The following is a 9,295-nucleotide window of genomic DNA, read 5'->3' on the forward strand; positions in this document are numbered from 1 at the left end:
TATATTTGCATTAAAAGAACAGGAATAACATGTCAAAAGCAGAACAGACACGGCAATATATCATTGAAAAAACTGCGCCCATTTTTAATAAGAAAGGCTATTTTGCGACTTCGCTCTCGGACATCACGACAGCGACAGGATTAACAAAAGGAAGTATCTATGGTAATTTCAAGGACAAAGATGACCTGGCTACTCATATCTATACCTACCAGAGCAAAAAAATCGCCGAAGCCGTTAATCAGCAAATTATCCAGCAAAAAACAGCGCTAAAGAAGCTAATGGCTTTTCTAGATTTCTACAAGGAAAATTTCAAAAATATCGCAGCTTCAGGAGGCTGCCCCATGATGAATGCGGCCGTAGAGGCGGATGATTCACTATCTTTTCTAACGCCCAAAGTCAAACGTTCCTTTGACTTATGGAGACAACGGTTCATTCTAATACTTGAAGAGGGAGTCGCCAGCGGCGAATTTAAACAGCATATTTCTGCTGAAAATTATGCCATTATGTTTATGGCAATGATCGAAGGCGGAATCCTCCTTTCCAAGATTTCCGGTCGGGGAAAAGATCTTGCCATTGTATTGGATAAAATGAAGGAAATGGTGGATCAGGAGATCAAGGCTTAATTTTTTTTACAAAAACAAATACCAATTGGTATATTAATAAGTTTATATTAAAATAAAAAGAGATGAAAAGAGTTGTCATAACTGGCATGGGGACAATTAACCCGCTGGGAGAAAACATAGACATATTTTGGGATAACATTTTACGGGGCGAAAACCACACAACGATGATTAGCCGTTTTGATGCCTCGCTGTTTCGAACACAGATTGCAAGTGAAATTAAGCACTTTCAACCCGAAAAATACTTAGATAGAAATGAGATTAAACGAAGTGATCTTTTTACGCAATATGCTTTATATAGCGCAGCGCAGGCGATGGAAGATTCGGGACTAGATCTCGATGCTATGGATCCATTTGATATCGGTGTGATCTGGGGTGTTGGTCAGGGTGGAATGGAAACTTTCGAAAATGAAGTTGAGGCTTACGTAACGGGAGATTATAAACCGAGATTCAGTCCTTTCTTTGTACCTAGACTTATTGTGAATATGGCATCAGGCATGATTTCAATGAAGTATGGCTTAAAAGGAATCAATTACACCACCGTATCAGCTTGTGCCACATCCAATACGGCCTTTATGGACGCCTTTAATTACATTAGGCTCGGCAAAGCCAAAGTCTTCATCAGCGGTGGTTCCGAAGCCCCCATCACACCGGCATCAGTTGGCGGCTTTTCTGCAATGAAAGCCATGTCGAGCCGGCATGATAGTCCACAGACTGCGAGTAGACCATTTGACCGCGATCGTGACGGTTTTGTCATGGGTGAAGGAGCCGGAGCACTCATCTTGGAAGAATATGAACATGCAAAGCAAAGAGGCGCAAAAATTTACGCAGAGCTTGTTGGGGCTTCAATGACCGCAGATGCTTACCATATGACCTCGCCCCATCCCGAAGGGATAGCGGCAGCCAAAGCCATGTCATTGGCGCTGGAAGAAGCAAAAATCGATATCAGCCAGCTCGACTATTTGAATCTCCATGCGACTTCCACACCAGTGGGTGATATCGCCGAACTTAAGGCCGTGCAACGGGCTTTTGGAAGCCCAAATAATCTATGGGTCAGTTCCACCAAATCGATGACAGGACATTTACTTGGGGCGGCTGGCGCTATCGAAGCAATCATTGCCATAAAATCCATCAACAATAATGTAATTCCTGCAACTATTAATATCGAAAATATCGATCCAGATATTCCCGAAGGAGTTCAGATTGTCATCAATCAACCGCATGAAAAAACAGTTCAGACCGCAATGAGCAATGCCTTTGGCTTTGGAGGACACAATTCGAGTATCGTCTTCAAAAAGATTTAATTTTTTTGAAATAATTCTTGACAAAGTGTAAAAAACACACTATCTTTGTAGTATCATAATTTAGGTTTATAATTGGTTATTTAAGGTTTTCATTCTCCCCGTTTGAAAACCTTTTTTTTTGCCTATTTTTTTCATCAATTGCACGTATAGATCTGCTTTTTTGAATCGTTATTCCTGTTTGAAGGTCTTTAGGTTTATTTCCAGGAGTCGAATGGGTATAGAATTAGCATCACATCTGCATATCAACTTATAGCTAATCACAATTTTCAATCAATTTTTAGACAGTGATTCGTCACTCGTTATTCAGTTTCCACTGAGTCATCACTGAACGAGCACTGAACAAACACTGAACGAGCACTGAACAAGCACTGTCTAAAACTATAATATAATTCCTACTTGATCCACAGTTGATTCGAAAAAAATTAAGACGAAAAAAGATAAGAGAGGACATTCTAACTGTCTTACACGTACATTGGAATTTAAAATGTGGTAAAATAGCAATTAAAGGATGCTATTTAAAGGCTATAAAAAACAGCGAGGCAACGGAAGTTGCCTCACTGCAAACCTGTTCTTTCATTTTACGAGTTTTAAATCGATAGTTGCCTTGTTGTACTTTAGCGGCAAGCCTAAATCTTGATTTCGGTACTGTATTCTAAATCACAGAGTAAAGCGTTTGTTTATATTGCTGCACATACTCTTTTGGATTGCAGCCTACGATTTGTTTAAAAACCCGATTAAAATTGGTAATGCTATTAAATCCGCAGTTATAGGCAATAAATGAAACACTGTCTAAGTGATCTTCATTTAATTGATTACACACTTCCTTGACTCTTATTCTATTGAGGTAGGTAACAAAAGTTACACCACAATGCTTTTTAAAATATCGACAAAATGCCTGTGGAGTAAGATTTGCATGGTCAGCAACATCTTCCAGCGTAATTTCGTCTTTATAGTGCTCCTTAATATAATTGCAGATGATATTAATGCGATTTGATCCGTGCATCGTATCAAAGGCAACTTCCACCCGTTCGTTACAAAGTGCTTCCGCCTCGCGTGAAATATTTGCCAATGCTCTTAATAAATAGAAAAAGTGCATTAACTTATCCATTTGGTCCGCAGATTTTAATAAACAGACCCGTTCTGCTATTTGGGGAAAATATGAATCGGGAACCTTAAACCCTCTTGAGTTGTTATAAATAAACTGATTCAACGATTCAAATTCCTCCAGGGAAAAAAGCGATTTAAGCCTTCCATTTGGATCGAAAAAAATGGAAACGGAGCGAGATTCATTCGAGAATCCGTCCTGGGAGGCAGACTTAAATACATGTGGTTGATTCGCTCCCAAAAAGAAAATATCATTTTCCTTAAAAGGATGTAAGGTGTCTTCCACAATCAAAACTCCCTTACCTTTTTTTATCCACATTAATTGAGCTTCTTGATGTCGATGGAAATGAGGATAAAAAGTTTCCAATATATCTTCTTGAATTGTTAGACTCTGTCCTCGCATGGTCGGCACAATAAATTGGAGCGTTTTCATATAGGTTTGTTTAGTTTTATGTTTACTGTTTAGTAACATAAATATAACAACTCCAAAGCAACAACACGACTTGGAAATAAAACATAAAAATACTATACTAAAATATGTTTAGTATTCGACAATATTTAATAATCCTCTAATAATACCACGCACAAAACAACGAATTGACAATAAAAACCCATTTATATTGGAAAAATGGGTTAAAATACAATTAGACTTTGATAAATTGTGATAATTATTATTCAATAGAAAGATTGAACTTTATTAAATTTCGTTTTTAGCACTTTTTAGTATAAAAAACGGAGAACATATCATTTGTAACAAGAACAAACACTACACATTAAAGAAAGACCTTTTAAATAAATCATTTTGAAGCGCATAAATTTTACGATATTCGTATTACACAATAGGCACCTAATTAGACAATCCAACTTCAAATAATTCCCAAAACTTATGTTCAAAAAAGAAATATATCTTAATCGCCGAAATAATCTGTTATCAAAGTTCACAACTGGCAAAATTCTTTTGCTAGGTAACATTGAAAATCCGATCAATTTTGAGCACAATACCTATCCATTTCGTCAAGACAGCAGCTTTTTATATTATATAGGTATCAAAAGTCCACGTTTGGCTGCCGTATTGGATGCTGAAAAAAACGAGACCATATTATTTGGCGACGAAATGACAATCGATGATATTGTGTGGATGGGTCAACAGCAAACTTTAGCTGAAAAGGCAGACCTGTCGGGTATCGACAAAATCCTGCCTTTCAATCAACTTTTCGACTACCTTAGCAAAGGAAAACAGGAGGATATTCACTATCTTCCTCCTTATCAGTCGCATAATAAATTATTACTTGAGCAGCTAACCGGCCGTACTGCAAATCAGCTCACCCCCTCTGTGGCTTTGATTAAAGCAGTCGTCGCACATAGAAGCATTAAATCGGCAGAAGAAATCCTCGAACTGGAGAAAGCGGTAGATATTGCCGTTGAGATGCATCGTATCGCTATGCGTATGACAAAACCTGATTGTTACGAATATCAGATCAGTAATGCCATGCAGCATTTTGCGCAAGATCAGGGTACCTCCTTCTCCTATCCACCGATAGTTACAAAACGGGGTGAAATCCTACACAATCATATGCAATTTCACCAACTTTATGCAGGTGATCTGCTTCTCAATGATTCGGGCGTCGAAACCGCTATGGGCTATGCGTCAGACTTGACCAGAACCTTTCCTGTAGGAAAACGTTTCACTGCGTTACAAGAGGAAATATACCAGATTGTTTTACATGCGTTTAAAACGGCAGAGCAGCTCCTGACTGCCGGAATCCACTTTAAAGAAATTCATTTAAAAGCTTGTGAAGCGCTTGTAGACGGACTTATACAAACAGGATTTATGAAAGGGAATACGCAAGATGCTGTCGCGAACCATGCCCATGCACTTTTCTTTCAATGTGGACTCGGCCATATGCTCGGCCTCGATGTACATGATATGGAAGATCTCGGCGAGCAATATGTTGGATATACCGAAGCAGAACCAAAGGATACCCAAACTTTTGGCATTAAATCGCTGCGGCTCGGTAAGAAACTGGAAGCTGGTAATGTGCTAACCGTTGAACCTGGCATCTATATTATTCCAGAACTAACGCAGCTTTGGGAGCAACAAAATTTACACAAAGAATTTATCAACTATGATTTCTTAAATAAACACCTTGATTTTGGTGGGGTTCGTATTGAAGACAATTACTTGATCGAGCAGAATGGATACCGACGTCTCGGACAATACCTTGAACGTGAAATCCAGGAAATCTATCAGCTTAAAGACAATCCAATTGACTAAATAAACTCGTGATAAAACCTTGAAAGTGAACTGAAATCTTTTTTGGGGATTCTTAAAAAAAACAGATAAACAAATGAACAGAATTAAACAGTTAATCTTTATTATCCTTATACTGGTTTTTTATGCGCCAAATTTACTTGTTGCACAGCGATTGTGGACAGATCAGGGTGACCAGTATTATGAATTTTCCGACAAGGGAATAGAAACGGTAAATCCGATAAATGGCATGCGAACAGTCTTCCTTTCGCAACAATTACTTATTCCGAAAGGCGCAACGGCAGCCTTAAAAGTCGAAAATTTTTCCATCTCCAAAAATAAGGAGCTTATTTTGATCTATACCAATAGCAAAAGAGTATGGCGAGAGAATACGCGAGGTGACTATTGGGTTTACAACAAGAAGACCAATCAATTGCAGCAACTAGGCAAGAAATTCCCAGCCTCGCAACTGATGTTTGCGAAGTTTAACCTGCAAGCAGATAAAGTAGCTTACGTGAACAAAGCTGACCATAATATTTACCTCGAGGATCTCGCCAATGGCAGCATTGTTTCGGTTACTAACGATGGTACAGACCGTTTAATCAATGGTACTTTCGACTGGGTATACGAAGAAGAATTTGGTTGTAAAGACGGTTTCCGTTGGTCGCCGGACGGTGCTTCCATTGCCTATTGGAAGCTTGATGCCCGCAACATTCGCAATTTTCTAATGATCAACAATACCGATAGCCTCTACTCCTACACCATTCCTGTGGAGTATCCTAAAGTTGGACAATCACCGAGTGCCTGCTCCATATGGACTTATGAACTTGCAAATGAAAAGAGCACAAAGATCAATATCCCCGGAGATCCCAACCAGCATTACATCCCCCGTATGGAATGGTGCCTGGATAGCAAACAACTTATTCTGGAGCAGCTCAATAGAAAACAGAATGAGAGTAAGATTTATACTGTTGCGCTTTCCAATAATAAAGGGCAAAACATACATCAGGAGCAAAGCGATTCGTGGATTGATATCAAAGCACGGTGGAACAACAATGATCCTTCCGGATGGGACTGGGTTCAAGGTGGAAAGGCCTTCATCTGGGTATCCGAAAAAGACGGTTGGCGCAAAATTTACCAGATCGATCTAGCAGGAAATGAGAAGCTGGTTATGAAAGCCGATTATGATATGATCAATCTTGATTTTTTTGATCCGAAAAATGAAACCATTTATTTTACGGCCTCGCCAAGCAATGCGACACAAAAATATCTTTACAGCGTGTCTACAAAAGGTGGCGTTCCAAAACGACTTACACCAGCCTCATACGAAGGAACCTGCGATTATGATATTTCAAAAGACGGTAAAATCGCCATCTTCAACTTTAGCAACCGGACAACATTACAGCACAATGCTGTTATTGAATTACCGACCCACAAAATACGCGTCGACTTTGAACTGAAACGTGAAAAGAAAGTCAGCGACGGCATTGCGGAATTTTTTAAAGTTAAAACCACCGACGGCATTGAATTAGATGGCTGGATGGTAAAGCCCCTGGATTTCGATCCCAATAAAAAGTATCCTGTTGTCTTTATGGTTTATGGCGAACCCGCATCGCAAACTGTGATAGACAATTTTGGTGCAGGTTATAACAGTCTATATAAAGGAAATATGGCACAGGACGGTTATATTTATATTTCGTTGGATAATCGCGGAACGCCTGCTCCTAAAGGCAGCTCTTGGCGAAAAAGCATCTACCGCAATATCGGACAGCTCAATATTCGCGATCAGGCTTTAGCAACGCAAGAAATACTGAAATGGCCGTTTGTCGACAATTCACGCGTGGCCGTTTGGGGCTGGAGCGGTGGCGGATCGAGTACGCTTAACCTATTGGGGCAATATCCGCAGATCTATAAAACCGGTATTGCCATTGCAGCGGTAGCCAATCAGTTACTATACGACAATGTATACCAAGAACGCTATATGGGCCTTCCGCAAGAAAATCTGGCGGACTTTGAAAACGGCTCGCCACTGAAATATGCAAAAAATATCAAAGGCAACCTACTCTACATCCATGGAACTGGAGACGACAATGTGCACTATCAAAATGCCGAAGTCCTGATCAATGAACTGATCAAAAATAACGTGCAGTTCCAGCTGATGTCTTATCCAAACCGCAGCCATTCAATTAGCGAGGGACAGGGCACACATGAGCATTTAAGGACATTATTTACAAACTATCTAAAATTACATTGTCCTCCGGGAGGAAGATAGACTGAATCGTTATTATTTAAAAATGAAAAAAATACTGTTATATGCATTGGGTACCTGCGGTCTATTGACCGCAGGTATACAGCAATCGGCAGCGCAGCTGATGAAAGAAAAAAATGAATTCACAAGAGCGGATTCACTGCGCGGATACCTGACGCCATTACGCACCTGCTACGACATCCAATACTATCATCTGGATGTTAAGGTGGATATAGATAATAAATATATTTCAGGTTCAAACCTTTTCCGTTTCAAGGCCACGACTGATTTTAACCGCCTGCAATTTGATCTTTTTGCAAATTTAAAAGTAAATAAAGTCATTTATAAAGGGAAAGAACTTTCCTTTACCAGAGAGCACAATGCGGTCTTTGTCGAATTTCCTACTGCGATCAAGAAAGGGACACAGGATGAATTTACCGTGTTTTATGAAGGTCATCCTACAGAGGCGGTTAAAGCTCCATGGGATGGTGGCTTTGACTGGAAAAAAGACAGCAAGGGCAAACCGTGGGTAGCAACCGCATGCCAGGGTATGGGCGCGAGTGTCTGGTGGCCAAACAAAGACCATCAATCCGATGAAGTGGATAGTATGATGATTTCCATTGCCGTCCCAAAAGAGGTGATGAATGTATCCAATGGTCGCCTGGTCAAAGTAGAAAAAATGAAGGATGGTTATACCAAATACCATTGGAAAGTCGCCAATCCGATCAACAACTACAATGTCGCCATCAATATCGGCGATTATGTTCATTTTAAAGAAAAATATAAAGGTGAAAAAGGACCATTGGATATAGATTACTATATCTTGCGCGAAAATGATACGGCAGAAAAGAAAGCTCATCTTCAAAAAAATGCCAACCAGACCTTAGAGGCTTTTGAACATTGGTTTGGTCCATATCCGTTCTATGAAGATGGCTATAAGCTTGTTGAAACCTACCATACAGGCATGGAACACCAAAGTGCCATCGCCTATGGAAACCATTATCAAAATGGCTATCGTGGCGGGGATGCGTCGGGAACTGGCTGGGGACATAAATGGGATTTTATTGTGGTCCACGAATCTGGCCACGAATGGTTTGGCAACAATATAACCTCCGCTGATCTGGCCGATATGTGGATCCATGAAAGCTTCACGAACTATTCTGAAGGTTTATTTATCGACTATTTCTATGGCAAAGAAGCTAGCCAAGCGTACGCTCATGGTATCCGAAGTGGAATCCAAAATGACAGCCCCATTCAGGGCCCCTACCACGTCAATAAAGAAGGATCTGGCGATATGTACCCTAAAGGCGGTGTTATGCTCAACATGATCCGTACGATGATGGACAATGATGAAAAGTGGCGAAATATTCTCCGGGGATTAAACAGCAAGTTTTATCATCAGCAAGTCGATTATAATGATATTGTCAACTACGTAAACCAGCAATCCGGTTTAGACCTTTTAAAAGTATTTGAGCAGTATGTACAGCATAGCGCCATTCCTACACTGGAAATCAAGCAAGATCCTTCAGGGAGAGTCTTGGGCCGATGGATCAGTGAAGTCAAAGGCTTCCATATGCCTATACATATTGGGGTAAAAGGTCAAAAAAGAGAACTTATCCAATTGGATCAACGTTTCAGACCGATTAAAATAGCCGGTTTAACGAAAGATAATATTGATATCGATACGTTCAACTATTATGTCGGCGTATTGGTCGAATAAAAACGGTTTCAAGGTTACAGACATAAAATAAATACAGCGCCCCGGAAA

General features: G+C 40.0%; 6 protein-coding genes. 5 read left to right on the forward strand and 1 reads right to left on the reverse strand.

Going from position 1 to position 9,295, the window contains the following annotated elements; all coding sequences use genetic code 11:
* Positions 1-29: 29 nt before the first annotated feature.
* Together B4Z47_RS18280 and fabF are read left to right on the forward strand one after the other, a co-directional pair.
* Positions 30-623, forward strand: coding sequence for a TetR/AcrR family transcriptional regulator (locus B4Z47_RS18280; protein ID WP_115047961.1), 594 nt, complete (start codon positions 30-32; stop codon positions 621-623).
* Between the two features lie 62 nt (positions 624-685).
* A complete protein-coding gene (gene fabF / locus B4Z47_RS18285; RefSeq protein ID WP_115047959.1) occupies positions 686-1,924 on the forward strand; it encodes a beta-ketoacyl-ACP synthase II in 1,239 nt (412 codons plus the stop codon).
* 652 nt (positions 1,925-2,576) lie between these two features.
* On the opposite strand, the gene B4Z47_RS18290 is transcribed toward fabF, so the two are convergent.
* A complete protein-coding gene (locus B4Z47_RS18290) occupies positions 2,577-3,461 on the reverse strand; it encodes an AraC family transcriptional regulator (protein ID WP_115049497.1) in 885 nt (294 codons plus the stop codon).
* Between the two features lie 453 nt (positions 3,462-3,914).
* On the opposite strand from B4Z47_RS18290, the gene B4Z47_RS18295 reads away from it, so the two are divergent.
* The 3 genes from B4Z47_RS18295 (at position 3,915) to B4Z47_RS18305 (ending at position 9,247) form a co-directional block, all read left to right on the forward strand.
* The gene (locus B4Z47_RS18295) at positions 3,915-5,303 is read left to right on the forward strand and encodes an aminopeptidase P family protein (RefSeq protein ID WP_115047957.1); all 1,389 of its coding nucleotides are present in this window, start codon (positions 3,915-3,917) and stop codon (positions 5,301-5,303) included.
* A 73-nt stretch (positions 5,304-5,376) separates the two neighbouring features.
* Entirely contained in the window at positions 5,377-7,551 is a 2,175-nt protein-coding gene (locus tag B4Z47_RS18300) for a S9 family peptidase (protein WP_115047955.1), read from the forward strand.
* 22 nt (positions 7,552-7,573) lie between these two features.
* Positions 7,574-9,247, forward strand: a complete 1,674-nt coding sequence (locus B4Z47_RS18305) for a M1 family metallopeptidase (protein WP_115047954.1) — start codon at positions 7,574-7,576, stop codon at positions 9,245-9,247.
* Positions 9,248-9,295 lie beyond the last annotated feature (48 nt).

It is taken from the genome of Sphingobacterium sp. UBA2610 (genome assembly GCF_002339225.1).
Taxonomy (GTDB): domain Bacteria; phylum Bacteroidota; class Bacteroidia; order Sphingobacteriales; family Sphingobacteriaceae; genus Sphingobacterium; species Sphingobacterium multivorum.

Bases quoted from the DNA above. Each gene is read 5' to 3' on its own strand.
- B4Z47_RS18280 (WP_115047961.1), top strand. From the start codon at position 30: ATGTCAAAAGCAGAACAGACACGGCAATATATCATTGAAAAAACTGCG.
- fabF (WP_115047959.1), top strand. From the start codon at position 686: ATGAAAAGAGTTGTCATAACTGGCATGGGGACAATTAACCCGCTGGGA.
- B4Z47_RS18290 (WP_115049497.1), bottom strand. From the start codon at position 3,461: ATGAAAACGCTCCAATTTATTGTGCCGACCATGCGAGGACAGAGTCTA.
- B4Z47_RS18295 (WP_115047957.1), top strand. From the start codon at position 3,915: ATGTTCAAAAAAGAAATATATCTTAATCGCCGAAATAATCTGTTATCA.
- B4Z47_RS18300 (WP_115047955.1), top strand. From the start codon at position 5,377: ATGAACAGAATTAAACAGTTAATCTTTATTATCCTTATACTGGTTTTT.
- B4Z47_RS18305 (WP_115047954.1), top strand. From the start codon at position 7,574: ATGAAAAAAATACTGTTATATGCATTGGGTACCTGCGGTCTATTGACC.